The following is a 23,459-nucleotide window of genomic DNA, read 5'->3' as shown; positions in this document are numbered from 1 at the left end:
CTTGTCAACTCTTTTTTTGGGCACGGTTATTTGCAGCAGATATCGTATGTATCCTTTGCAATGGTCATTTCTTCGTCCGTTGGGATCACAAGAACCTTCACCCTGGAATCCGCCGCGGAAATATCCATTTCATCACCGCGCATACCATCGTTCTTCTCTTTGTCGATCTTCACGCCCATGAATTCAAGGCCTTCCACCGCGTGCATACGGACATCCCAGTCGTTCTCTCCAACGCCGCCCGCAAAAGTGATTACGTCCACGCCGCCCATGGCAGCCGCGTATGCGCCGATAAACTTTTTGAGACGGTAGTTGAATACGTCAAGCGCAAGCTTTGCGCGTTCGTTGCCCTTCTCCTCTTCCGCCCACAAGTCGCGGAAGTCGCTGGATATGCCGGAAATGCCCCATACGCCCGACTCTTTATTCAGGTAATTGATGGCCTGTTCGACGTCCATATTGAGTTTGCCCATCAGGTAAGGCACGATTGCCGCGTCAAGGTCTCCGGAACGCGTACCCATCACAAGGCCTTCAAGAGGCGTGAAGCCCATCGACGTATCCACCGATACGCCGCCATTTACAGCCGCTACGGAAGAACCGTTGCCAAGGTGGCAGGTGATAATTTTAAGGTCCTTGATATCTTTTCCAAGGATTTCCGCAGCCCTGTGCGAAACATATTTGTGAGATGTACCATGGAAACCGTATCTTCTGACCTTATAATCTGTATAAGCCGTGTAAGGGATTCCATACAGGAAGGCCTTCTGCGGCATATTCGCATGGAACGCAGTATCGAAAACTCCTACCATTGGAACATTTGGCATGAGCGCGCGGCACGCGTCGATCCCCATCAGGTTTGCGGGATTGTGCAGCGGTGCAAGCTCGATATTTTCCTTGATTGCATCGATCACTTCGTCCGTAATGAGTACGGATTCGCTGAACTTCTCGCCGCCATGCACGATCCTGTGGCCAACCGCGCAGATTCCGGAGAGATCGGCAACCACGCCGTGCGTTGGATCTGTAAGGGCCGCGACGACCTGCTTCATCGCATCGTTGTGGTCCTTCATGGGCGTTTCGATCTCTACTTTGTCTTTACCGGACGGTTTGTGCTTGATAACGGAATGGTCGATGCCAATTCTTTCAACAAGGCCTTTTGCGATCACAGTCGCATCGTCCATATCGATCAGCTGATATTTCAGCGAAGAGCTTCCCGCATTGATTACTAATACATTTTTCATGATCCCTATTCTCCCTTTTATTGTTAGAAAGACTGCGCCTGAACAGCAGTCATCGCAACGACAGATACAATATCCTCCACGCTGCACCCACGCGACAGGTCGTTCACCGGACGCGCAAGCCCCTGGCAAACCGGACCGATTGCATCCGCGCCGCCCAGTCTCTGTACCAGCTTATAACCAATATTCCCCGCCTGGATGTCCGGGAAAATCAGTACATTCGCATGTCCTGCGACCTTGCTGCCCGGGCTCTTTAACTGCCCTACCGCTTCAATGAGCGCTGCGTCAGCCTGCAATTCACCGTCTATATTGAGCTCTGGCGCCATTTCTTTTGCAAGCCTTGTCGCTTCAACCACTTTATCTACCTTTTCATGCTTTGCGCTGTTCTTGGTTGAGAAGGAGAGCATCGCAATCTTCGGATCGTCTATCCCGGCAAGCGCTTTTGCAGAGTCTGCGGAAGCAATCGCAATCGCCGCAAGCTCCTCTGCCGTCGGATCGATATTAACAGCGCAGTCCGCAAAGACCATAACGCCGTCCTGGCCCCACTTCGTATCCGGATGCTCCATAATGAAGCAGCTTGAAACAATCGGTACGCCCGGCTTTGTTTTGATCACCTGCAACGCCGGACGAAGCGTATCGCCCGTGGAATGGATCGCGCCGGAAACCATGCCGTCCGCGTCATTGTTTTTGATCATCATGACTGCGTAATAAAGCGTATCCTTGCAGGTTTCCTTTGCCTGCTCAGGAGTGATGCCCTTGCTCTTACGCATTTCATAAAACATATTTGCGTACTCGTCAAGCTTTGGGGAAGTTGCCGGATTGATGATCGTCGCTCCCGAAAGATCGACCTTCTTTGTGTTTGCAGCTTCGATTTCCTTCTCGTCGCCGAGCAGGATCACGTGTGCAATTCCCTGCTCCGCAATCTTTGCAGCCGCTTCGATCGTACGCGGTTCGCTGCCCTCAGGCAGTACAATGTTCTTTTGAACCGATTTTGCCTTTTCCTTGATCTTGTCCATCAATGACATTTTAGGTACACCTCACGTTTTGATATTATTATTTTAAAAAATTGGTTTCTCTGTTATAATGCACTCATATATTATAGATGAGAAAACGCTTTTTGAAAAGGGATTTTATGAAAATAGCCGGAATTATAGCAGAATATAACCCATTTCATATGGGGCACGCCCACCATATTTCGCAAACCAGACAAAAAACCGGCGCGGATTACATTATTTGTGTGATAAGCGGCAATTTTTCTCAGCGTGGCGAGTGCATGGTCTATGATAAATGGACACGCGCGCACAGCGCCCTGCTGTGCGGGGCAGACCTTGTGCTGGAGCTTCCGTTCCTCTATGCTACGCAAAGCGCGGAAGGCTTTGCGCGGGGCGGCGTGGACGTCCTCAATGCGCTTGGTTGTATTGACTATCTTTCCTTCGGTGCGGAAAACGCGGACACCTCCGCCCTTTTGGATGCCGCCGCTCTCCTGCTGGAAGAGCCTCCAGAGTTTTCCACAGCTTTGAAGGAGCAGCTTTCGTGCGGCGTTTCCTTCCCTTCGGCGCGTGCATATGCACTAGCGTCCTTTTTGCCACAACATTGCGAGTCCACGTTCACCGGCTCGAACAACATCCTTGGAATCGAGTATTGCAAGGAGCTTCTCCGTATCGGCAGCAAGATATCTCCCTTCGTCTTAAAACGCGAGGGCAATGAATATTCCTCCCGCATGCTTTCAGACACATACTCCAGCGCGACAGCAGTCCGCGCGGCAATCCTCCACGGAAGGGACTACCGCGGCCACGTGCCTGCTAAATGCCTGCCCCTGTATCAGGAAGCTTGCGCCGTTTCACCGGAGGCCATGTTTCCCCATGTCATATATGCGCTGCGCATGCTCGGCATTAATGGACTCAGAGAAATTGCCGAGGTTGCGGAAGGGCTGGAGCATAAAATTTCCGCATGCGCGAAAGATGTGCAAAGCTATGACGGCCTGATTCATGCGATCAAAAGCAAACGGTATACCTACACGCGCATTCAGCGTATTTTACTTTACGCATTGTTTGGCGTTACAAAGCAGGCCCTTGCCTGCGCTATGGAGGAACCGCTTTATGCCCGCGTGCTGGGCGTGCGGAAAAAGAGTATGGAGCTGCTGTCGCTTATTTCCAGGCAAACGCATATCCCGCTCGTTACGAAAGCGGCGGAATTCCCTGATGGCAGCCTGCTGCATTACGACCTTCTTTCTTCAGACATCTATGGGCTGTTCACAAAAAAAATCGCGCCCGCCGGACGCGATTTCACACAAAAACTGATGATTATTTGATCCCAAGCAATTTCTTGATTTCCGGAAGCGCTTTTTCCGCCGCTTCCTCCCCACGCTTTATGATCGTCTGGATATCTTTATATTGATTTCCGTCAATATCGTTTACCTCCGGCAATATCTGCAAATCCGCCTTTGGAAGCTCTGTCTGCGCGCGGTACCAATCTGAAATTGTAAAGGATACCTGCGCCAGCTCGATCACGCTTTTGGGCGGCTTGATCGGCTCCCCACGATAGGAAACATCTACGGCAACCACAACGTCCGGCTTCATTTCCCACGCCGCTTCTATCGCCGTGCGGTCTATTACGCCGCCGTCCACATAGGTCTTATTGTCAATCTTCTGCGGCATAAACATTCCCGGAATCGAAATACTGGCGCGCACCGCCTCGTGAATCGGGCCGGTGGTAAAACGCTTCAATTTTCCTTCCTCAATACATGTCGCAATGCAGCAAAAGGGCACCTTTGTCTTTTCGATCAGAATATTTTTGGTCATGAGCTTAATCAGGTCCTCTACCTTGTTTCCCTTCACATAACCAACATTAGACAGCGTAAAATCAAAATATTTTTTGTAATCAAATACAACCGCAAGATTTTCAAGCGCCTCTATCTGCCCCTCCGACGCAAAAATCCCGCCGATAAGCGATCCCATACTGCATCCCGCGATCGAGTGAATCGGTACTTTATTTTTGATCAGCACATTTAAAACGCCAATGTGTGCAAAGCCGCGGGCAGAGCCCCCGCCAAGCGCCAGCGCCATTTTTTTGCCGTTTGCCATAGTTCAAATTCTCCTTATCGTAAAAAATCTTCACGTTACAGATATAACGCAAAGATTTCCCCTGAAACAGCTTATTCAAATTCCGCCTGGTCTTTGTTCTTTTTATTGATAAAATTCGATTTGTTTTCTTTGATGATATCAATATATTCCTTCATATAGGACGACAAATCCTCCAGAACATTCACAGCGTAATCGTTTGCGTTTGTGCGGATTTCATACGCCTGCTTCTGCGCCACGTCAACCATCCTGTTTGATTTCTCGTATGCAAGCTGCGTCACCCGATGCTCTTCGATTAATTCCGCAAGGCGGTTATCCACACCGTCGAGGATATCCTTTGCTTTTTGCTCGGCCTGGTCTATGATCTCTTTCTTGCGTTTTAATACTTCCTGCGCATATACGATTTCCTCCGGAAGCGCGTCCCTGATCTCTTCCAGTATTTCCAGGACAAAATCAACGTCTATCGTTTTTTTGTTACCAAACAAAGACTTGCGGCTATCGTCAATTTCACCCATAATTTCATTTAACAGGTCGTAAATTTTCATTCCGTGATTCCTCCGTTTATCATATCCGATACTTCTCTGGGAACATATGCGGAAATATCCGCATGAAACTCCACAAGCTCGCGCACAGCTGTCGAACTGATGAAGTAAGTTTCAGGTTTGGAAAGAAGCGCCAGCGTTTCTACGCCCGGCAAAAGCTGTCCGTTGATCACTGAAAGCTGCTGCTCCAGCTCCAGATCCGCGCCTGTGCGAAGGCCGCGGATAATAATCCTGCAATCAAGCTTTTTCAGAAGATCGACAAGCAGCCCGTCAAAGCAAACCACCTCAACGCCCCTTATGTGCGCCGTCGCACGGCGAATCATCTCCATACGCGTGTCGAGACTGAACAGATAGGTTTTGGAAGGATTTTTCAATACTCCCACATACACCTTCGGAAAAATATTGCAGGCACGTTCGATGATGTCCAGATGCCCTTTTGTAATTGGGTCAAAACTTCCCGGATACACGCACGCCTTCATCTATTCCTCTTCCCAACGGTAAAAACTTAAAAATGTTTTCCCGTACCTTTTTTGTTTTTCGAGCCGGTACCCTGCCTGTGCCGGAAGCAGAAAATCGCTTTCCGCAACCGCAACGGCATTTTTTGCAAGAATGCCGCATCCTGCCGCAAGCTCAAACACCCTCTCATAGTATCCGCCCTTATATGGTGGATCTATTATTACTATATCAAACTTTTTTTGATTTTGAAATAACTTAATTGCCGCCTCATAGTCCTTTTTCAGAACAACTGCTTTTTTTTCGAAACCGGCAGCCTGAATGTTCCGCTCGATTGCTTTTTGCGCCCCGCCGGCATTTTCTACAAAAACAGCCTGCGCCGCGCCGCGCGAGAGCGCTTCAAGCCCCAAAGCGCCGCTCCCTGCGAACAGATCGAGCACAACGGTTCCGTGCAGCTCGAATTGCAGTCTTCCAAAGAGCGCCTCTTTCACATGATCGAGCGTTGGGCGGGTGTCAATTCCCTCCGGCGCAATAAGCTTCGTCCCTCTTTTTTCACCTGCAATAATCCTCATTACCTGATAATCCCGTCCGGCGTTATGATCATGTCCATGCGGATATCGTGTTTTTCACCCGGAATATGATCGACAATCTGGAAATCGTAAGCAAGGGCTATCTTTTTTGCGTGAACCGCCTGCGCCAGATAAGCGTCGTAATATCCTTTTCCAAAGCCGATCCTGTTCTTTTGCCTGTCAAATGCGATTCCCGGCACAATCACCGCGTCAAGCTCCCCCGGCTCCGCCATCTGCGCATCGGAAAACCTTGGCTGTGCAATGCCGAACGCACTCAATTCAAGCGCCGCGCTTTTGATATCCGCAGCGTGCATATCGCCGCAATCGATACATGGCAGGAAAATGCGCATTCCATGATACATCATCCACCCCGTTAAGGCCGCGGTCTTTACCTCTCCGTCAAAGTCGCTGTAAATCAAAACATTCTTTGCGCCATCCAGAATCTTGCTTTCCGTCAGCCGCTCGTAAATCCGTTCAGATTCATCCTCGATGTATTTTGAAGTCAGCCCCTTTCGCATATCCAGTATTTTCCTGCGAATTTCCTGTTTTGTCATATTCTGTCACCAGCCGTTTCGCTGCCCGTATAAACGCGCGGCACCCTGTAGTTAAAATCAAGTAAAATTTCATAGCTGATCGTTTCGCAAAGCCTTGCCATATCATCGGCAGAAACGCTTTTACCGCCCGCGTTTCCAAGTACGACCGCTTCGTCTCCAACGCGCACCGTCCCCTGTACGTCCGTAATGTCGATCATTGTCTGGTCCATACATACCCGCCCGATCACCGGGGCGTAAAACGAACCCTGCTGCGTTGTGACGATCATCCTGCCGCGGTTGGAAAGCAGCCTGTTATACCCATCGCCATAGCCGATCTGCACAGTCGCCACCCGCGTTTTGCGCGCCGCTGTAAAGGTGCTGCCATAGCCTACGCTCTCTCCAATATCGATTGTCTTGACATTGGATATCTCCGCGAACACCTCCATCACCGGGGCGAGGGGCACCGCATCCTTTTTGACCTCGTCAGAAGGATAATACCCATACATGGAGATGCCAAAACGCACCATGTCGTGCGAAAACTGCGGCAGGTCTATCGTGCCCGCGCTGTTATCCGCATGAATGGCGGGATATAAGCCCTTTTCATTTAAAATTTTAATGTAGCCCATAAACCTGTGGTGCTGCATCTGCGCGTGCGCCTTATCCTTTGCGTCGCTGTTTGCAAAGTGGGTAAACACACCGTTAAGCTCCACGTCTGCGCAACGCGCAAGCGCGTCAAGGCACGCCGCGAGCTCTTCTTCGCTGCGAATACCGATCCTGCACATCCCCGTATCAAATTTCAGGTGCACAGAACACCTTTTTCCTTCCTGCTTACAAATTTGCTGCAAAAGCAATATGTCGTCCGGCGTAAAAACGCATGGCTGCAAATCGAGCGCCATAGCGAGCCGCAGCTGGTCAGGATTTGACCGTCCGATAATCATAACGGGCATATCGATCCCCGCGCCGCGAAGCTCCTGCGCCTCCTCCGCAAGGGCAACGGCAAGCATTCGCGCGCCCGCACTTTTGGCTGCAAAAGAACACTCTACCGCACCGTGCCCGTACGCATTTGCCTTCACTACGGCTACTATCCCGCACGACGGCGGCAGGTTCTTCGCCGCATTTTCGATGTTCTGTTTCAAATTCTCCAGGTGAATCCTGGCGTATGTCCTTCTATACAAGATAAGCCGCCTTTTAAATGTTATAGACCATTTCTTCCGTGAGTATTTTGAGGCCCGAATCTTTTAACGCCTCATAGGCCTTTTCCGTTTCTTCCACACGGAAAATAATAAGCGCGTTGTCGCTTCTCGTTCCCACAAACGAATATAAGTATTCGATACTGATATCGTTTTCACGCAGGATTTCGAGCACGCGCGCAAGCCCGCCCGGCACATCCTCCACCTCAATGCCAAGCACCTGCGTCATCGTGGCGGTAAAGCCCGCGTCCTTTACGATTTTAAGCGCTGATTGAGGATCGTTGACAATGCAGCGCAGGATACCGAATTCCGCGGTGTCCGCAATGCTCAAAGCCTTCAAATCGATATTGTTTTCCGCCAGTGTCTTGGTCAGGCTGTACAGCCTTCCCTTTTTGTTTTCCACAAAGACCGATATCTGATTGATCATCATGCCGTGATCCTCCTTTTTGATATAGCGAATGCGTTTACAGCCCGTAACCGAGCAAAAATGCCTTTTCGTTCATCTCAATAAATTTTGGCTTAACAACGCTTCGTATTGCGTCCAGCCAGACGTTTTTTTCAATGTCCATGTTCTTTGCAAGCACTCCCAGCAGCACCGTATTGACCGCCTTTACGCTGCCCGCCTCGTTTGCGAGCGAAAGCGCGTCCACAAAGACCGCATCCGGGAAATGCGCTTTGATCTTTCCCTCCACATCCTGCGGATATTCCATCGCGCCAGTGATCACAGGCATGGGAAGTATCTGCTGCGTATTGCAGTACGCCTTTCCTCCGTCCGGATTCAAAAACGGCAGCCACCGCAGTCCTTCGAGCTCCTCAAATGCAAGCAGGATATCCGCGCCGCATTCGTCGATCACCGGGGAATAAACCGTTTCTCCTTTATCCCCAATACGCACATAAGTGACGACGCTGCCCCCGCGCTGCGCCATACCGTGCACTTCCGATAATTTAACGTCATAATTAAGCTTTAAGGCAATCTGCCCAAACACCATACTTGCAAGCAGCGTTCCCTGTCCGCCTACGCCGGCAATCAATATACTTTTCATTCCTCAATCCCTCCAATCGCATGGAACGGACAAATGTCCGCGCACAATCCGCAGCCGACGCAAAGCGATGCGTCGATCCGCACTCCGTTTTCCCCCTTAACGATTGCAGGACATCCCAGCCGCAGGCACGCGCCGCAATTTTTGCACGCATCCGTAACGACGAGCGTTCCCTTGTCCGCATTTTTATCGATCAGCATACATGGACGCTGCGTGATGATTACCGATAGCTCTTCCTTTGCCGTCTCCTCCCGGAGCGCCGTTTCAAGCGCATCAAGGTCGAACGGATCGAGGACGCGGATGTTTTTCACGCCAATCGTCTCCACGAGTTTCCTGATATCCACAGCGGGCGCAGGTTCTCCCTTTGCATTCTTTCCCGTTGCCGGATGATCCTGGTGCCCCGTCATGCCCGTCGTGGAATTGTCAAGGATCAGCACAGTGGAGGTCGCTCCGTTGTAAATCATATTCACAAGGCCCGTGATGCCCGAGTGCATAAACGTGCTGTCGCCAATCACGCTTACAAGCTTACGCGCAAACTCCCCGCCGCGCGCCTTCTCCATGCCGTGTGCCATTCCGATGGAAGCGCCCATGCACAGCGTCGTATCGATCGCGGAAAGCGGCGCCCCCGCGCCAAGCGTATAGCAACCAATATCGCCCATCGCCGTGAGTTTGAGTTTATTAAACAGGTAATAAACCGCCCTGTGCGGGCAGCCCGGGCAGAGCACCGGCGGGCGCATTGGAAGCGTCCCGACGTCGACAGGGTTGCACACTCCTCCGCCTAATTTTTCTTTCAGCATCCGCACGGAGTATTCTCCCTGTACGGTAAACAGGTCCTTTCCTTCCACAGGAAGGCCCATAACTCTGATCTGGTTTTCAAAAAACGGTTCGAGCTCCTCGATCACATAAAGCTTTTTCACTTTGGAAGCAAATTCCCTGATCATATTCCGGGGCAGCGGATATACCATGCCGAGCTTCAGCACGCTTGCGTTTGGCAGCGCTTCCTTCACATAGTTGTAACAGGTTCCGCTCGTCACCACGCCAACTTCCGTATCATTATACTCTACCCTGTTCAGGTCGCATGTATCCGCGTATGCGGCAATGTCCTTCATGCGCTGTTCCACAACTACGTGACGTTTTTTTGCCATACCCGGCATCATAACATATTTTTGGATGTTTTTTTCGTACGGCTTTACCGGAACCTCCGTACGCTCACCAATCTCAACCACGCCGCGCGAATGCGATATCCTCGTATTTGACCGCAGCAAAACCGGCGTATCAAATTGCTCGCTCAGCTCAAACGCGCGTTTCATAAATTCCTTTGCCTCGCCGCTGTCCGCAGGCTCGAGCATCGGCAAATGAGCGCTGCGCGCATAAAACCGCGAATCCTGTTCATTCTGGCTGGAGTGCATCCCCGGATCGTCCGCCACCAATACCACCAGTCCGCCGTTTACGCCCGTATAAGACGCGGTAAAAAGCGGATCGGCCGCCACATTAAGCCCTACATGTTTCATGCACGAAAGCGCGCGCGCGCCGCCATAAGCCGCGCCTGCCGCCACTTCGAGCGCAACCTTTTCATTCGGCGCCCATTCGGCATACACCTCGTCATGCTTTACAACATTTTCCGTCACTTCCGTACTCGGCGTGCCCGGATACGATGAAACGACATTCACGCCAGCCTCATACGCCCCCTGCGCATACGCTTCGTTTCCCAGCATAATTTTTTTCATTCTCATACCATTCCTCTTACTTATTTCAATGACTGATCATTTATTCCTTTTATTCGCTGCGGTTGTCGGTTACCCGCTGCGCTTTCCCTTCAAACCGTTTCAGGCTCTGCGGCTCCGCAAGCGTTACCTTCACGTGCATATTGAGCACTGTGAAAATGTTATGCGCGATCTGCTCGCGCAGCTTTTCGAGCGCGCCATAGCTTGTAAGCAGCGCTTCGTTTGCCACCTCCACCTTGACCTCGATCTTATCGAGATGCTTTTCTGTGGTGAGCACAATCTCGTAATGCGGTGCGACGTCCTCCATGCCAAGCAGCACTCCCTCGATCTGCGACGGGAACACATTCACCCCGCGGATAATCAGCATGTCGTCCGTCCTGCCGGATACCTTCTCCATACGCGTCGTAGTCCTGCCGCATTTGCACGGCTCGTCCGTCAGGCGCGTAATGTCCTTGGTGCGGTAGCGCAGGATGGGCAGCGCCTCTTTTGTAAGGCTCGTTACCACAAGCTCGCCGCGTTCGCCCATCTCCAGCACCTCTCCCGTATCCGGATCGATGATCTCCGATATAAATTCGTCATCCGCAATGTGCATTCCGTTCTGCACGTAACATTCCCCTGAAAAGCCCGGCCCGATCACCTCTGAAAGGCCGTAATTTTCCGTGTCGGTAATATTCAAATATTTCTCGATCTGTTTTTGCATCTCTTTGGTATGGCCTTCGCCGCCAAAGAGGCCCAGACGCAGCTTGAGTTTTTTAAAGTCGATGCCCATATTTTGCGCGGTCTCTCCAAGGTACATCGCATAGGACGGCGTACTGATAAGCACCGTGCTGCCAAAATCCTGCATAAATTTAATCTGCCGTTTTGTGTTCCCGCTCGAAACAGGGATCACCGTCGCCCCCGCGCGTTCCAAGCCATAGTGCAGGCCAAACCCGCCCGTAAAAAGGCCGTAGCCAAATGAAATCTGTGCGATATCGTCAGGAACCACCCCTGCCGCACACGCGATACGCGTCACAAGCCCCGTCCACATATCCAGATCGTGGCGCGTATAGCCCACAATCGTCGGGTTCCCCGTCGTTCCGGAAGAGCCGTGCACACGAACGATCTTTTTCATGGGAACAGCAAACATCCCATACGGATAATTGTCCCTCAAATCGTCCTTTGTGGTAAACGGAAGCTTTTCAATGTCTTTCAGCGTTTTAATATGCCCGGGCTTAATCCCCAGTTCGTCCATTTTCTTTTTGTAGTGGGGTACATTGTCGTAGCAATACTGAACAGAGTGTTTCAGCCTTTCCAGCTGCAATTCCCTGATTTTCTTTCGGTCCGCACACTCGACTTCCTTGTCCCAAATAATGTGTTCCAACGATATACCCTCCATCATTCCATACCGATATGCGCCGCATATCAAAATTGTGCCGCGCCCCTGCAGGAATAACAATAACGGCAGTCATTGCCACGGGGTTCCCCCTCCTGCCTTCCGACGCAAAGCAAACTATAAAATATTATAATACATCTATAGGGAAAAAACAAACACATATGGGCAAAACGCCATATGTGTCATTCGTTTTTTTCGTGTATTTCCGTATGTATTCCGTAGAATACTAGACTGTCACAGTGACAGCCTCCCCGTTTTGGATATCCCTTGTAAAAAGATCCGACATATCCCCCGTAAGCAGCGCCGACAGGCATGCAAGTATAAACCCCTTGTGCGCCACAATCAGGATACGGTTATTTTCATACTCAAATAAAACGTCATGGATAAACTTTTCGCAGCGTTCATAGTATTCCTCCACGCTGTCTCCCCCCGGAAAAACAAACGTTTGCCAGTCCTCCATATAACGTTTCCAGTCGTCCGGATAATTTTTTGCGATCTCATCGGCTCCAAGCCCCTCAAAGCGCCCAAAATCCGTTTCGACGATCCGGTCTGATTTTAATATGATTTTAGGGACGCGTTTCATCTCGCTCAATACATAATCCGTCGTTTGCAGCACGCGCTTCATGGTTCCGTAAAAGATCACGTCAAACCGCTCTTCCGAAAGCGCCTTTGCCGCTGCGAGCGCACATTCTTTCCCCTCTTCGTTCAGCGGCAAATCCGTTTTGCCGCTGAATACGCCACTGGCGTTTGCATCCGTCTGCGCATGCCGCAAAAATGTAAAACACGTACTCACTGTTTTCCTCCGTTTTCATCTTTTTTCAGCGGCAGCAGTATACCGCTCACCGAGAGGTATACCTCGCCTGCCGCGTCCGCAATCATCCTGTTTGCCATGCCCGCTGCGTCGCGGAATAGTCGTCCCAGGGAATAAGCGGGAACAAGCCCCATGCCCACCTCGTTTGAAACGACAATAAATGCAGCGTCGCTTTTGGAAATTTCGGCAAGTAATTCCCTGATTTTTTCTTCGATTTTCCGCTCAAGCGCTTCCTGCTCCCCGCGTTCCAGTACATCCGTCCCGTCCCAGTCTGTTTTTTCCCGCAGCAGCAGGTTTGTGATATAGACGGTAATGCAGTCAATCAGGTACGCCTCATGTTCGTTTTCCCGCACGGCGCCGGCAATATCATACGGCGCTTCGTAGGTTTTCCATGTCTGCGGCCTTCTCTGCTGGTGTTTATCGATACGCCGCCGCATCTCCGCGTCAGTGCTTATTGCCGTTGCAATATAAGCAACGTCTTCATAACGGGCTGCCATCCGCTCCGCATGATCGCTTTTTCCGCTTCTCACGCCGCCTGTCAAAAAAATCAGCTTTCCCATAAACTTTCCTTTATCATTCTACCCTTCCGGTAAAGTCTCCGTACAAAAAAGGCGGGGCAACCCCCGTCCTTTTGTTTTTCTACAGTGTGGTTTTGCGCTTGGTGAGGCTGAGACGTGCCATCGCGCGCGCAAGCGCGATCTTGTTGCGCCGGTACTCTTCCTCGCTGCGCTTCTGGCGCAGGCGCTCCTCCGCACGCTCCTTGGCGCGTTCCGCCCGCTTTACATCGATCTCATCAGGCCATTCGGCGGCCTGCGTAAACATGATCGTCTCATCCGGACGCACCTCCAGGAAGCCTTCCGCAACGGAACACATCACCCATTTTTTACCGGTATTTATTTTTACCTCTCCCGGTACGACCGTCACTACCTCCGACTCATGCCCCTTTTGGATGGACATTTGCCCGTCCTCAGTCGGAAAAATAACAGACACGATGCTGTCGCAGTAAAACGACCGTTCCGGCGTCAAAATCTCCAATAGGAATTGCGAAGCCATGTTATTTCATATCCTTTGCTTTTTCTTTTACCTGATCAATGTCGCCGGTCATATAGAACGCCTGCTCCGGCAGGTCGTCCACTTCGCCGTCGAGTATGGCCTTAAAGCTTTTGATCGTCTTTTCGAGCGGCACATATTCGCCCTTGATGCCCGTATAAACCTCAGCCACAAACATAGGCTGGGAGAGGAATTTCTGTATCTTCCTCGCGCGGAATACCGTCACCTTGTCGTCCGGCGCAAGCTCTTCCATGCCCAGAATCGAAATGATATCCTGCAATTCCTTATAGCGTTGCAGTGTGTGTACCACCCTGCTTGCCACGTCGTAATGCTCCTCGCCTACAATACGTGGATCGAGTATCCTTGACGTTGATTCCAGCGGATCCACAGCCGGATAGATACCCAGCTCGGATACGCTTCTGGACAGCACCGTGATCGCGTCGAGGTGAGTAAACGTCGTCGCAGGCGCAGGATCCGTCAGGTCGTCCGCGGGAACATAAATTGCCTGCACGGACGTGATGGAACCATGCTTCGTGGATGTAATACGCTCCTCGAGCGCGCCAAGCTCGTTTGCAAGCGTCGGCTGATACCCAACCGCCGAAGGGATACGCCCAAGCAGCGCCGAAACCTCCGAACCCGCCTGGATAAAGCGGTAAATATTATCGATAAATAATAGTACGTTCTGGCCTGTTTTATCACGCAGGTACTCGGCCATCGTAAGGCCTGTCATGGCGACGCGCATACGCGAGCCCGGCGGCTCGTTCATTTGCCCAAACGCAAGCGCCGTCTTTTCCAGCACGCCGCTCTCCGCCATTTCGCTGATGAGGTCGTTACCCTCCCTGCTTCTTTCCCCCACGCCGGTGAACACCGAATAGCCGCCGCTTTCCGTGGCAATATTATGAATCAGTTCGTTAATCAGCACGGTCTTGCCTACACCCGCGCCTCCGAACAATCCAATTTTACCGCCCTTTGCGTAAGGCGCGATGAGATCGATTACCTTCAGGCCTGTTTCAAATATCTCTGACACCGGATTTTGTTCCGCAAACGGCGGCGCCGGACGGTAAATCGGCCAATATTCGTCGGCTTTTATTTCTCCCTTGCCGTCGATTTGCTCGCCCATGACGTTTACAACCCTTCCAAGGATTGCCTCGCCAACCGGAACCGTGATCGGTTCCCCGGTATTGAATACCCTCATGCCGCAGGCAAGCCCTTCCGTTGCTTCAAGGGCAATGCAGCGCACAACGTTTTCGCCGACCTGAGACGCAACCTCCATCCAGACGGGGGCGTCGTCGTCGCTGTCGTTATGCTTTGCATAAAGAATCGTATTAATCGACGGGTTTGCCTGGTCTTCGGCAAACCTTACATCGATGACGGGGCCTGTAATCTTGATGATCTCGCCCTCGCTTTTAATCTTATATTCATACATACGTTCGTTACTCCTAATATAGTCCCTCTCGTCAGGTAAGCGCGTCCATCGCTCCCACGATTTCCGTAATTTCCATGGTGATCGCCTGCTGGCGCGCACGGTTCAGCGCAATATTGAGCTTTCCGAGCATTTCCTCCGCATTTTTGGTGGAGGAATCCATCGCCACCATACGCGCGCTGTTTTCACTGGCAAACGCCTGAATAAGCGCCCCGTAAATGAGGCCGATGATATACTGCGGCACCAACACGTCAAACACCTTGTTTGGCGACGGATGGTAATTCATTTCGTTTTCATAATCAAGCTCCGTCTCAATATCATCAAATTCCGACATCTCTACCGGCAAAAGCTTCAGCGCTGTTGGCACCTGTTTTACGGATGAATAATACCTCGTATAAATGAGGTACACCTCGTTCATTTCACTGCTGCGGTACATTTTGGATAAATCCGCAGCCAGGTTTCGCGCCTCGTAAAGCGTTGGATTCTGTGAAATGTGAAGATATTCCACGTCGATAGGCACCTTCTTGCGCTCAAAAAACGCCCGCGCCTCCTGTCCGATGGTAATGACGAATTTTTCGCCTTCCTTCATGAAGTCGTACGCAAAGTTGAGGATGTTGTGGTTATATCCGCCGCACAATCCCTTATCCGCCGCAATCACGATATATGCGGGAAAGCCCTTCTCGTGCTTTTCCAAAAACGTATGGTGCAGGTCGTGTGAATGCACCAGAATATCCTTGAGCGCGCTGCGTACCCGGTTAAAATACAACAGGTTTGCATCATAGCGCGCAATCGCCTTCTGCATCTTCGATGTGGAAATCAGCTTCATCGCTTTGGTGATCTTACTCGTATCGTTGATCGCGCGTATGCTGCTTTTTACATCCGCAGTATTACTCATGGCTGTCCACGCTCATTTCCGCAATCGGATCTACGGTAACGGCGACCGGCTCCGAAAGCCCCGCATCGTCCGCATTCTCCTTTTCAGTAAGGAATCCGCGTTTGAATTCCTCTGCCGCGTCCAGAATCATTTTTTGATTTTCGTCCGTCAGGTTTCCGGTCGTTTTGATATCACCTTTAATCTGCGGATATTTCGCGTTTGCAAAATCCAGGAATTCGCTGTTGAATTTCCTGATTTTATCGACAGGGATATCCATCAGCGCCTTATTGGTCGCAACGCAAAGCAAAATAACCTGGTTCTCTACAGAATACGGCGCATATTGCGGCTGGATGAGCGCCTGCGTCACCTTAAGCCCGTTATTGAGCGCGTCCTGCGTCGCCTGGTCAAGATCCGAAGCAAACTGTGAAAACACCTCGAGCTCGCGGTACTGGGCAAGCTCCAGACGAAGCGGCCCCGCCACCTTTCTCATTGCTTTAATCTGCGCGCTTCCGCCTACACGCGATACGGAAAGCCCGACGTTTACAGCCGGACGCTGTCCGGAATTGAACAGCTCTGTTTCGAGGTAAATCTGCCCGTCTGTAATCGAGATCACATTGGTCGGGATATAGGAGGAAATATCTCCCTCCATCGTTTCGATGATCGGCAACGCCGTCATCGATCCGCCGCCAAGCTTGTCGGAAAGCTTTGCAGCCCTTTCAAGAAGCCTGGAATGCAAATAAAATACGTCGCCAGGATACGCCTCGCGTCCCGGCGGCCTGCGAAGCAGCAGGGACATCGTCCTGTATGCTACCGCATGCTTGGAAAGATCGTCGTAAACGATCAAAACGTCCTCGCCCGCATACATAAAGCTTTCCGCAATCGCACATCCCGCATAAGGCGCAATATACTGCATTGGCGCGGTATCGCTTGCCGTTGACGCAACTACAGTCGTATAATCAAGCGCGCCGAATTCATCCAAACTGTTAACGATCTCTGCTATTGTAGAAGCCTTTTGCGCAATCGCAACATAAACGCACTTTACATTCTTCCCTTTTTGGTTGATGATCGTATCAACGGCAATCGCAGTCTTACCCGTCTGCCTGTCGCCAATGATCAGCTCCCTTTGGCCCCGTCCAATCGGAATCATGGAGTCGATTGCCAAAATTCCGGTCTGCAACGGCGTATCAACCGACTGCCTGTCGATGATTGCCGGCGCCGGCGTCTCAATAGGCCGCGATTCCTCCGTCAGGATTTTACCCTTTCCGTCGATGGGCAGCCCCAGCGGATTAATTACCCTTCCAAGTACTGCATCGCCCACGGGCACCTTGACAACGTCGCCCGTATGGCGCACCATGGAGCCTTCGGTTACGTCGGTTACGCCGTTTAGCAGCACAGCGCCCACACGGTCCATCTCAAGATTCAGCACAATGCCATAGGCTTCGTTTTCAAACTGCAGCAACTCGCCGTATTTGCAGCCTTCCAGTCCGCGTACAAATACCACCCCGTCGCCGGTGCGTTCCACGATACCAATCATCGAGATGTCGTATTTTACGTCAAACTGTGTAATTTTATCCTTGAGCTCCGCTCCAACAGACGTTTTCGCGAGTGCGCCGTCCACATTTTTCTTCAGAGCGTCTATGATGTCCTCTATGCTTTCATGATTCGTCTGTACCGTATTTTCCCCAATATAATCCTGCATCCGGTCGAGATAGGATTTCGCGCTTAAATCATAGACCATATTGTTGACCGTAGCGACAAAACCGCTGATCAGCGCCTGGTCTATCGAAACCTCAAAATCGATCTCCGCATCGAAAAGCTTGTTGAACTTTTCATTGATCGCAGAAATTTCATCGGGCGTAAATTCAGTTGCACAGACGAGTTTACCCTTCATTTTCAAATGCTAACTCACCTTCTCAAAAAATTCGTTGATTACGTTTTTGTTGTCCTCATAAGAGACTTCGCGCTCCAACACCTTTTCAGCGATCTGGATCGCCATTTTCGTCACTTCCTGGCGCATCTCAAGCACAGCCTGCTGCTTTTGGGATTCAATGTGCTTGTCTGTCCGGGTTCTGATCTCCGCAGCGCTTTCCTCCGCTTCCGTAACGATCTGGCGCGCCTGTTCGTCCGCGACGTCTTTGCTCTTATTGATCAGGGCAGTCGCAAGGTCCTGCGCGTTACGCATCATCTCGTCATATTTAGCTTTGATTTGCTCCGCATCGGAATATTTTTGCGCCGCTTCGTCGATCTGTTTTTGAATCTGGTTTGTCCTGTTGCTCAAAAATTTTGTGATCGGCTTATACAGCAGCCAGCGTAAAAAGAAAAACAGAATGACAATATTCACGATATAAAGCAGTATTTCAATAAAATTGATTTCCATAACAATCCCTCTGGTGATTGACCAGCGTCAAAAACGCCAGGTGTCTTCCGTTTATTTTCCCATCGTAAATATCATAATAATAGAAATAACAAAACCGTAAATCGCGGTAGACTCTGCAAGCGCAAGGCCAATCAGCAATACCTGGTTAATTTTACCCGTCGCTTCCGGCTGGCGCGCCACTGCTTCACAAGCTTTACTCGTAGCGATACCCATGCCGATGCCTGCGCCCATACCTGTGAAAACTGCCAGGCCTGCGCCGATTGCGATTAAACCCATATCCATAATTTTTACCTCCATTTATTCTTAAAATAATAAATTTATAAAAGCGTCTCCGCTTTCTGCCTGTGTTACACCTTTTCCTCGATGAAAGACATTGTCAGCATGGTAAACACATACGACTGCATTCCAAGGTGGAATAAAATAAAGTAGATTGATGCGATGCCCGGAATGCCGATAAATGCGAAATAACCAAGCGCACCATACAGCATATCCATTACTACGAGTCCGCTGAACATATTCCCAAAAAGCCGGCACGCCAGCGAGATCGGCACCGCTACAGAGGAAAGTACATTGATCGGTACCATAAAGGGTTTGGGCTCGGCATAGGTTTTAAGCCAGCCCTTCACTCCCCGAAAACGGATCGAATATGCGATGATCAATACAAATGAAACGACAGCAAGCGCAATCGTACAATCAAGGTCTGTAGCGGGGGAACGGATTCCCATAAATTCGAGCAGCCCGCTGCAGATAATAAATGCAAAAATCGTCATGATGTAAGGCGCGATTGATTTCGCCTTATCCCCCATAATGGAGCCGGAAAACTTATTGATCCCCTCCACCATGAGCTCCATGACATTTTGAAGCCCCTTTGGAACTCTTTTGAAATTTTTCAGGATTACAAACCGGAAAATCAGTGCAAAAATAATAATGGCGATCGTTGTTCCAAAAGCCGCGACAAGCGTCTGGCTTACCTGCAACGTGCCGAAAAGAGTAACCTTTCCCGGAAATACGCTGGGTATATCCATTACTTCTGCTCACCTCCATGCTGCTTATACTTTCTGATTGTCATAATGCTGTTTGTAACCGGTATTCCGATCATTGAGACCGCTATGCCGGAGGCACACCAGATCATGGCTTCTACTGAAACAAACCTTGCCATGCAATAAAGCACGGCAAGTATGAGCGCAAGCTTGGCAATCGTTACGGGCACTGCAAAACCGGCATTCTTCCTGCCGGACGTCATCATCATAATCAGTTTTTTCAGCAGCCAGACTTCGAAAACGCCGATCACAAGTCCGATGAAAATTCCCCACATTGCAATTTACCCTGCTTTGCTTCTTATTTATTTAGATATTATATTAGTCCTATTTTTGGCAGAATGCAACTACCGTTTTCAAAAAAAAATCACGCGTCGTTTCAGGACGCGCAATAATACTGATTCCCGGGGAGTTTTTCCATTTACTAATACGTTTCGAAAAAGCAGGAATTTTGCTTCAAAAACACTTTTGTTACCGGATCCCCTTCATTTTGCACCTGCGCGCCGGCAAGCAGTTCCGCAAGCTGTGTTACGCAAACCGCTATGTCTTCATGACCGTCCACCGGCGTAACGCCGACTTTGCCGTCCGCGTCCTTCTTTAATAGTAACCTGTATTCCCTGCCAAGAAACTCATCATCTACCAAAAGTATAAAATCATCCTGCACGAGCCGCGCATTTTGAAGAAGCTTTACCGGATCAAGCACGCGCATCATGGTAAACTCCTCGCTTCCCGCATCCTCTGCAAACGATGGCAGGAAATACGCAGCCTCCTTTGCAGGGCAAGCGCTTACCAGACTTTTACAGATTTCGTCATCGGCGGCCACAAGCTCAAACACCTCAGCCTTATCCCTCTCTTCATAATACAACGCATAGCCAAAGCGTCCTTCCCGCTCGTATACGGCTGCTTTTCCCCCATCCGCAAAGAGAAGCCCAAGCCATGCGTAAAAACGTTCCTGCGCGCGCAGGAAACAGTTATCAAACCGTTCCATATAAGCCGCATATGCGGCGCGCATTTTTTCTGCCGGCAGGTCCTGCATAGAGCGGTAAATCCTTACCCCTTCCGCAGCCTGTCCGGAAATGGCTGAATGCCGGGTTATATAAGCGATCGTTTCATATCCGAATTTACGGTAAAAAGCATGCAAAAACGGATGCAGGTACACGGCTGAAAGCCCGCGCTTTCTCATATCCAGCATCGCAAGCTTCACAAGCTCCTTCATAAGCCCGCGCTTCCTTGCCTTAGGCAGCGTCGCGCATCCCGCCAGAAAATCAGTATCATAGCTTTTTCCCGCAAGCTTTGCCTGGAACCTGAGCATAAAAAGATCCGCTATGAGCTCGCCCTGTTCATAATAGCCAAGCGTATCCTCATACCGTACTACCGTCCTGAAATATTCATCGATAAACGCATCCGAATCACCAAAGCAGACGCTCCATACCTTCTTTGCCTCTGCTTCTTCAGCTTGCCTCAGGCTCCTGATACTCATCCTTCTTCCCCGCTCAACAATACATCGTATTTTTCCAGCATAAACACCGGATGGTAGGACTGCTTTGCCTTACGAATGCCCGGTATGCCCATGTCTTCGGCACGATTGATGTATTTACAGTGCGACCAGACATTTTTGACAAACGCATTATTGACATACGTAAACAGCCCGTTAACGTCAGGCTGCGCCTTCTCAATATGAATGATCGCCGTATCGTCCTTGATCTGTTCTCCAAACGAAAAAGCGACAACCTTTCCATTGATTTTTACTACGCAGCCTTTAAAATTAAGCTCGCGCCAGTGGTCAAGCGCCTTCCTGATGGATAATATTTCCTCCTCGGCCTCCCGGGGATCCCCGTCCTTATCCTGCGCCCAGTCGCGCTGCAACTGCAGGCATTCCTCCCTGTATTTATCGTCATACAGGTCGAACTCGCTCGTATAGGTGCGCAGAAATGCGTTGATGTGATTCCTCTTGGAGTGGTACTTCTTCCCTGCGAGATCAATCAGGTCGCTTGCGTTGTAAACATATTCCGTGTTGTATTCATCATACGCAAAATCGTAACGTTCGCCGCAGTCTGCCTTTATTTTTTCCACCATTTGCGGCGTGGCGCATTTCAAATAAAAGACGCCGAAATTTTCCACCATATATTCCTCGCACATCTTCATATATGGTTCGATAGATTCCCTGTCATCCTTCAGGTACGGAGGTAACAGAAACGGCTTGTATACGTCGCTGTACATCGAAATAAACAGCGCGTTTCCATGCGTTGCCATTTTCATATCCCACGCCTCCTGCCAGGTATACATATTTGAAAACGAGGCTTCCGAGTGCCGGTAGCCGTGGTTCAATACATAGCTGTCAAAAAGAGGTTTCATTTCCAGTTGTAAAGGTTCAAATTCCAGCATAAATTATATCAGTCCTCACGATTTTCATTACATACAAGTCCACGCTCCGCGTCCAGCTTCACATGGATTCCATTTTTCAATATCTGCGTCGCGCTTGCCGCTCCCACAAGCACCGGGATATCCAGAGCCATACCAACGATCGCAGCATGGGAATCAAGCCCATCCGCTTCTGTTATAATACCCGCAGACTGTTTCATTAAATCCAAAATATTGTTAGACGTACTGGGTACTACAAGGATATCGCCGCGCTTAAAGGTTTGCCGCGCCTCTTTTTCCGAATTGGCAACGCACGTTGTAGAAGAAGCGCACAGCGCGTTTATGCCCGTACCCTTCACAAGAACGTCTCCCACAATATGTACCTTCAGCAGGTTTGTCGTCCCTGCAATCCCAAGCGGAACGCCCGCCATGATCGCAACGAGGTCTCCGTTTTGCAGGAGCCCGGCCTTCTTGCTCGTATTCACCACAAGCTCAAACAGCTCGTCCGTATTGAACTTCTGCTCCACCTCCAGTGGAATCACGCCCCACGACATATTCAGCTGCCTGCACACCTGCGGATCGGGCGAGCAGCCAATGATCGGAATCGAAGGCCGGTATTTGGAAACCATACGCACCGACGCGCCTGTTTTTGTCACAGCTATAATCGCCGACGCGCCAAGGTCGTAGGCAGTCGTGCATGCAGCATGCGAAATGGCATTCGTTACGTCTGAAATCTCAGTCATATCGTTCTTTTTAAAGCGCATCTTATAGTTGATGTCATGCTCTGTACGGCGCGCAATACGCGCCATCGTGATCACGGTCTCCACAGGATATTTCCCTGCTGCCGTTTCGCCGGAAAGCATGATCGCGCTCGTGCCGTCATAGATGGCGTTTGCCACGTCCGACGTTTCCGCACGGGTAGGCCTTGGATTGTGCATCATGCTGTCCAGCATCTGCGTCGCGGTAATGACAAGTTTACCCGCGCCGTATGCCTTATGGATCAGGCGTTTTTGCAGGACAGGAACCTCCTCGAGCGGTATTTCCACGCCCATATCCCCGCGCGCCACCATAATACCGTCAGACACACGCAGGATATCGTCAATATTCTTGACGCCTTCCGCGTTTTCTATTTTTGCAATGATTTTGATGCTCCTGCAATGGTAACGGTCCAATATTTTCTTAATGTCGAGGATGTCCTGTTCATTACGGGTAAAGCTTGCCGCAATAAAATCCACCTCGTTTTCAATGCCAAAGATAATATCTGCCTCGTCCTTTTCGCTGATATACGGCAGGGACACTGAAAATCCGGGCACATTCACGCCCTTCCGGTCGGAAAGCTTGCCGCCGTTTAAAACCTTGCATGTGATATCCGTATCGGTAAGGCAGGTCGCCTGCATCTCGATCAGGCCGTCGTCAATCAATATTATTGCGCCCTGTGCAAGGTCTCCCGGCAAATCCTTAAAGGAAACGGACACATGGGTTTCATCTCCCTCCACTTCTTTGGTGGTAAGGGTAAACGTATCCCCTTCTTTTAATTCTACGCTCCCTTTTTTAAACGTACCAATCCTGATCTCCGGGCCTTTCGTATCCAAAAGACAGGCAATATATTTATGCTTTGCATTGCCGATTTTCCGTACTTTATCGATCCTCGCCTTCTGGATCGCGTGATCGCCGTGGGAAAAATTCAGCCGCGCGACGTCCATACCCGCGTCAATCATACGTTCGATCGTATTTTCATCCTCGCTGGAAGGCCCTAACGTACATACGATTTTTGTTTTTCTCATCTGCTCCTACTCC

25 protein-coding genes and 1 pseudogene are annotated in these 23,459 nt (G+C 50.4%); 1 reads left to right on the top strand and 25 read right to left on the bottom strand.

The window, feature by feature from the left end; all coding sequences use genetic code 11:
* Positions 1-26: 26 nt before the first annotated feature.
* Both ACS5WU_RS00455 and pta read right to left on the bottom strand, forming a co-directional pair.
* Positions 27-1,229, bottom strand: a complete 1,203-nt coding sequence (locus ACS5WU_RS00455) for an acetate/propionate family kinase (protein WP_046443178.1) — start codon at positions 1,227-1,229, stop codon at positions 27-29.
* Positions 1,230-1,252: 23 nt separating this feature from the next.
* Complete coding sequence (gene pta / locus ACS5WU_RS00450; protein WP_046443179.1) at positions 1,253-2,251, bottom strand: phosphate acetyltransferase; 999 nt, start codon at positions 2,249-2,251, stop codon at positions 1,253-1,255.
* Between the two features lie 92 nt (positions 2,252-2,343).
* Here pta and ACS5WU_RS00445 point away from each other — a divergent pair, with 92 nt between their 5' ends.
* Positions 2,344-3,537: a nucleotidyltransferase gene (locus ACS5WU_RS00445; RefSeq protein ID WP_302759975.1), complete on the top strand. Its 1,194-nt coding sequence runs from the start codon at positions 2,344-2,346 to the stop codon at positions 3,535-3,537.
* On the opposite strand, the gene ACS5WU_RS00440 is transcribed toward ACS5WU_RS00445, so the two are convergent.
* From ACS5WU_RS00440 to pyk, 23 genes and pseudogenes are all read right to left on the bottom strand, one after another.
* On the bottom strand, positions 3,530-4,309 hold the full coding sequence (locus ACS5WU_RS00440) for a patatin-like phospholipase family protein (RefSeq protein ID WP_046443181.1): 780 nt from the start codon (positions 4,307-4,309) through the stop codon (positions 3,530-3,532). The two genes, ACS5WU_RS00445 and ACS5WU_RS00440, sit on opposite strands and share 8 nt — an antisense overlap.
* Before the next feature lie 71 nt (positions 4,310-4,380).
* Positions 4,381-4,851 carry a hypothetical protein gene (locus tag ACS5WU_RS00435; RefSeq protein WP_046443182.1) on the bottom strand — a complete coding sequence of 157 codons (471 nt, stop codon included), beginning with the start codon at positions 4,849-4,851 and terminating at the stop codon, positions 4,381-4,383.
* A complete protein-coding gene (gene coaD, locus ACS5WU_RS00430) occupies positions 4,848-5,327 on the bottom strand; it encodes a pantetheine-phosphate adenylyltransferase (protein ID WP_046443183.1) in 480 nt (159 codons plus the stop codon). The genes ACS5WU_RS00435 and coaD overlap by 4 nt, the downstream gene beginning before the upstream one ends.
* The gene (rsmD, locus tag ACS5WU_RS00425; protein WP_046443184.1) at positions 5,328-5,873 is read right to left on the bottom strand and encodes a 16S rRNA (guanine(966)-N(2))-methyltransferase RsmD; all 546 of its coding nucleotides are present in this window, start codon (positions 5,871-5,873) and stop codon (positions 5,328-5,330) included.
* Positions 5,873-6,424, bottom strand: coding sequence for a 5-formyltetrahydrofolate cyclo-ligase (locus tag ACS5WU_RS00420; protein ID WP_046443185.1), 552 nt, complete (start codon positions 6,422-6,424; stop codon positions 5,873-5,875). Before ACS5WU_RS00420 ends, rsmD begins: the two co-directional genes overlap by 1 nt.
* Positions 6,421-7,578 carry an alanine racemase gene (alr, locus tag ACS5WU_RS00415; protein WP_052740419.1) on the bottom strand — a complete coding sequence of 386 codons (1,158 nt, stop codon included), beginning with the start codon at positions 7,576-7,578 and terminating at the stop codon, positions 6,421-6,423. The genes ACS5WU_RS00420 and alr overlap by 4 nt, the downstream gene beginning before the upstream one ends.
* Positions 7,579-7,591: 13 nt before the next feature.
* Positions 7,592-8,023: an ACT domain-containing protein gene (locus ACS5WU_RS00410; protein WP_046443186.1), complete on the bottom strand. Its 432-nt coding sequence runs from the start codon at positions 8,021-8,023 to the stop codon at positions 7,592-7,594.
* Between the two features lie 34 nt (positions 8,024-8,057).
* Complete coding sequence (locus tag ACS5WU_RS00405; RefSeq protein WP_046443187.1) at positions 8,058-8,636, bottom strand: indolepyruvate oxidoreductase subunit beta; 579 nt, start codon at positions 8,634-8,636, stop codon at positions 8,058-8,060.
* Positions 8,633-10,366, bottom strand: a complete 1,734-nt coding sequence (gene iorA / locus ACS5WU_RS00400; protein ID WP_059109557.1) for an indolepyruvate ferredoxin oxidoreductase subunit alpha — start codon at positions 10,364-10,366, stop codon at positions 8,633-8,635. Before iorA ends, ACS5WU_RS00405 begins: the two co-directional genes overlap by 4 nt.
* Before the next feature lie 43 nt (positions 10,367-10,409).
* Positions 10,410-11,708 (bottom strand): phenylacetate--CoA ligase family protein, encoded by a 1,299-nt coding sequence (locus ACS5WU_RS00395; RefSeq protein WP_046443205.1) that lies wholly within the window; start codon positions 11,706-11,708, stop codon positions 10,410-10,412.
* A gap of 247 nt (positions 11,709-11,955) precedes the next feature.
* Entirely contained in the window at positions 11,956-12,522 is a 567-nt protein-coding gene (locus tag ACS5WU_RS00390; RefSeq protein WP_046443189.1) for a histidine phosphatase family protein, read from the bottom strand.
* Positions 12,519-13,100: a bifunctional adenosylcobinamide kinase/adenosylcobinamide-phosphate guanylyltransferase gene (gene cobU, locus ACS5WU_RS00385; RefSeq protein ID WP_302759973.1), complete on the bottom strand. Its 582-nt coding sequence runs from the start codon at positions 13,098-13,100 to the stop codon at positions 12,519-12,521. The genes ACS5WU_RS00390 and cobU overlap by 4 nt, the downstream gene beginning before the upstream one ends.
* 79 nt (positions 13,101-13,179) lie before the next feature.
* A complete protein-coding gene (gene atpC, locus ACS5WU_RS00380; protein WP_046443191.1) occupies positions 13,180-13,593 on the bottom strand; it encodes an ATP synthase F1 subunit epsilon in 414 nt (137 codons plus the stop codon).
* A gap of 1 nt (position 13,594) precedes the next feature.
* Entirely contained in the window at positions 13,595-15,016 is a 1,422-nt protein-coding gene (atpD, locus tag ACS5WU_RS00375; RefSeq protein WP_046443192.1) for a F0F1 ATP synthase subunit beta, read from the bottom strand.
* 31 nt (positions 15,017-15,047) lie between these two features.
* On the bottom strand, positions 15,048-15,908 hold the full coding sequence (gene atpG / locus ACS5WU_RS00370) for an ATP synthase F1 subunit gamma (protein WP_046443193.1): 861 nt from the start codon (positions 15,906-15,908) through the stop codon (positions 15,048-15,050).
* A 79-nt stretch (positions 15,909-15,987) separates the two neighbouring features.
* A pseudogene (gene atpA / locus ACS5WU_RS00365) lies at positions 15,988-17,778 on the bottom strand (F0F1 ATP synthase subunit alpha); the annotation flags it as partial.
* Positions 17,779-17,787: 9 nt separating this feature from the next.
* Entirely contained in the window at positions 17,788-18,264 is a 477-nt protein-coding gene (gene atpF / locus ACS5WU_RS00360) for a F0F1 ATP synthase subunit B (protein WP_046443194.1), read from the bottom strand.
* 51 nt (positions 18,265-18,315) lie between these two features.
* Entirely contained in the window at positions 18,316-18,540 is a 225-nt protein-coding gene (gene atpE, locus ACS5WU_RS00355; protein ID WP_046443207.1) for an ATP synthase F0 subunit C, read from the bottom strand.
* A 71-nt stretch (positions 18,541-18,611) separates the two neighbouring features.
* Positions 18,612-19,289 carry a F0F1 ATP synthase subunit A gene (gene atpB, locus ACS5WU_RS00350; RefSeq protein WP_046443195.1) on the bottom strand — a complete coding sequence of 226 codons (678 nt, stop codon included), beginning with the start codon at positions 19,287-19,289 and terminating at the stop codon, positions 18,612-18,614.
* Positions 19,289-19,579, bottom strand: a complete 291-nt coding sequence (locus tag ACS5WU_RS00345; RefSeq protein WP_046443196.1) for a hypothetical protein — start codon at positions 19,577-19,579, stop codon at positions 19,289-19,291. The genes atpB and ACS5WU_RS00345 overlap by 1 nt, the downstream gene beginning before the upstream one ends.
* A gap of 146 nt (positions 19,580-19,725) precedes the next feature.
* Positions 19,726-20,781: a GNAT family N-acetyltransferase gene (locus ACS5WU_RS00340; protein WP_046443197.1), complete on the bottom strand. Its 1,056-nt coding sequence runs from the start codon at positions 20,779-20,781 to the stop codon at positions 19,726-19,728.
* On the bottom strand, positions 20,778-21,656 hold the full coding sequence (locus ACS5WU_RS00335; protein ID WP_302759980.1) for a DUF2156 domain-containing protein: 879 nt from the start codon (positions 21,654-21,656) through the stop codon (positions 20,778-20,780). The genes ACS5WU_RS00340 and ACS5WU_RS00335 overlap by 4 nt, the downstream gene beginning before the upstream one ends.
* 38 nt (positions 21,657-21,694) lie before the next feature.
* A complete protein-coding gene (pyk, locus tag ACS5WU_RS00330; RefSeq protein WP_046443198.1) occupies positions 21,695-23,446 on the bottom strand; it encodes a pyruvate kinase in 1,752 nt (583 codons plus the stop codon).
* Between the last annotated feature and the right edge of the window lie 13 nt (positions 23,447-23,459).

It is taken from the genome of Christensenella sp. KGMB01412, assembly GCF_055522415.1.
This window is presented reverse-complemented; position numbering and strand designations above follow the sequence as displayed.

Excerpts from the sequence above, each read along its gene's own strand:
- atpG (WP_046443193.1), bottom strand. The coding sequence starts at position 15,908 with ATGAGTAATACTGCGGATGTAAAAAGCAGCATACGCGCGATCAACGAT.
- ACS5WU_RS00345 (WP_046443196.1), bottom strand. The coding sequence starts at position 19,579 with ATGTGGGGAATTTTCATCGGACTTGTGATCGGCGTTTTCGAAGTCTGG.
- pyk (WP_046443198.1), bottom strand. The coding sequence starts at position 23,446 with ATGAGAAAAACAAAAATCGTATGTACGTTAGGGCCTTCCAGCGAGGAT.
- ACS5WU_RS00420 (WP_046443185.1), bottom strand. The coding sequence starts at position 6,424 with ATGACAAAACAGGAAATTCGCAGGAAAATACTGGATATGCGAAAGGGG.
- ACS5WU_RS00340 (WP_046443197.1), bottom strand. The coding sequence starts at position 20,781 with ATGAGTATCAGGAGCCTGAGGCAAGCTGAAGAAGCAGAGGCAAAGAAG.
- ACS5WU_RS00405 (WP_046443187.1), bottom strand. The coding sequence starts at position 8,636 with ATGAAAAGTATATTGATTGCCGGCGTAGGCGGACAGGGAACGCTGCTT.
- iorA (WP_059109557.1), bottom strand. The coding sequence starts at position 10,366 with ATGAGAATGAAAAAAATTATGCTGGGAAACGAAGCGTATGCGCAGGGG.
- atpF (WP_046443194.1), bottom strand. The coding sequence starts at position 18,264 with ATGGAAATCAATTTTATTGAAATACTGCTTTATATCGTGAATATTGTC.
- pta (WP_046443179.1), bottom strand. The coding sequence starts at position 2,251 with ATGTCATTGATGGACAAGATCAAGGAAAAGGCAAAATCGGTTCAAAAG.
- coaD (WP_046443183.1), bottom strand. The coding sequence starts at position 5,327 with ATGAAGGCGTGCGTGTATCCGGGAAGTTTTGACCCAATTACAAAAGGG.
- atpD (WP_046443192.1), bottom strand. The coding sequence starts at position 15,016 with ATGTATGAATATAAGATTAAAAGCGAGGGCGAGATCATCAAGATTACA.
- cobU (WP_302759973.1), bottom strand. The coding sequence starts at position 13,100 with ATGGGAAAGCTGATTTTTTTGACAGGCGGCGTGAGAAGCGGAAAAAGC.
- atpC (WP_046443191.1), bottom strand. The coding sequence starts at position 13,593 with ATGGCTTCGCAATTCCTATTGGAGATTTTGACGCCGGAACGGTCGTTT.
- ACS5WU_RS00440 (WP_046443181.1), bottom strand. The coding sequence starts at position 4,309 with ATGGCAAACGGCAAAAAAATGGCGCTGGCGCTTGGCGGGGGCTCTGCC.
- ACS5WU_RS00435 (WP_046443182.1), bottom strand. The coding sequence starts at position 4,851 with ATGAAAATTTACGACCTGTTAAATGAAATTATGGGTGAAATTGACGAT.
- atpE (WP_046443207.1), bottom strand. The coding sequence starts at position 18,540 with ATGGGTTTAATCGCAATCGGCGCAGGCCTGGCAGTTTTCACAGGTATG.
- ACS5WU_RS00455 (WP_046443178.1), bottom strand. The coding sequence starts at position 1,229 with ATGAAAAATGTATTAGTAATCAATGCGGGAAGCTCTTCGCTGAAATAT.
- ACS5WU_RS00335 (WP_302759980.1), bottom strand. The coding sequence starts at position 21,656 with ATGAAACCTCTTTTTGACAGCTATGTATTGAACCACGGCTACCGGCAC.
- rsmD (WP_046443184.1), bottom strand. The coding sequence starts at position 5,873 with ATGAGGATTATTGCAGGTGAAAAAAGAGGGACGAAGCTTATTGCGCCG.
- ACS5WU_RS00410 (WP_046443186.1), bottom strand. The coding sequence starts at position 8,023 with ATGATGATCAATCAGATATCGGTCTTTGTGGAAAACAAAAAGGGAAGG.
- atpB (WP_046443195.1), bottom strand. The coding sequence starts at position 19,289 with ATGGATATACCCAGCGTATTTCCGGGAAAGGTTACTCTTTTCGGCACG.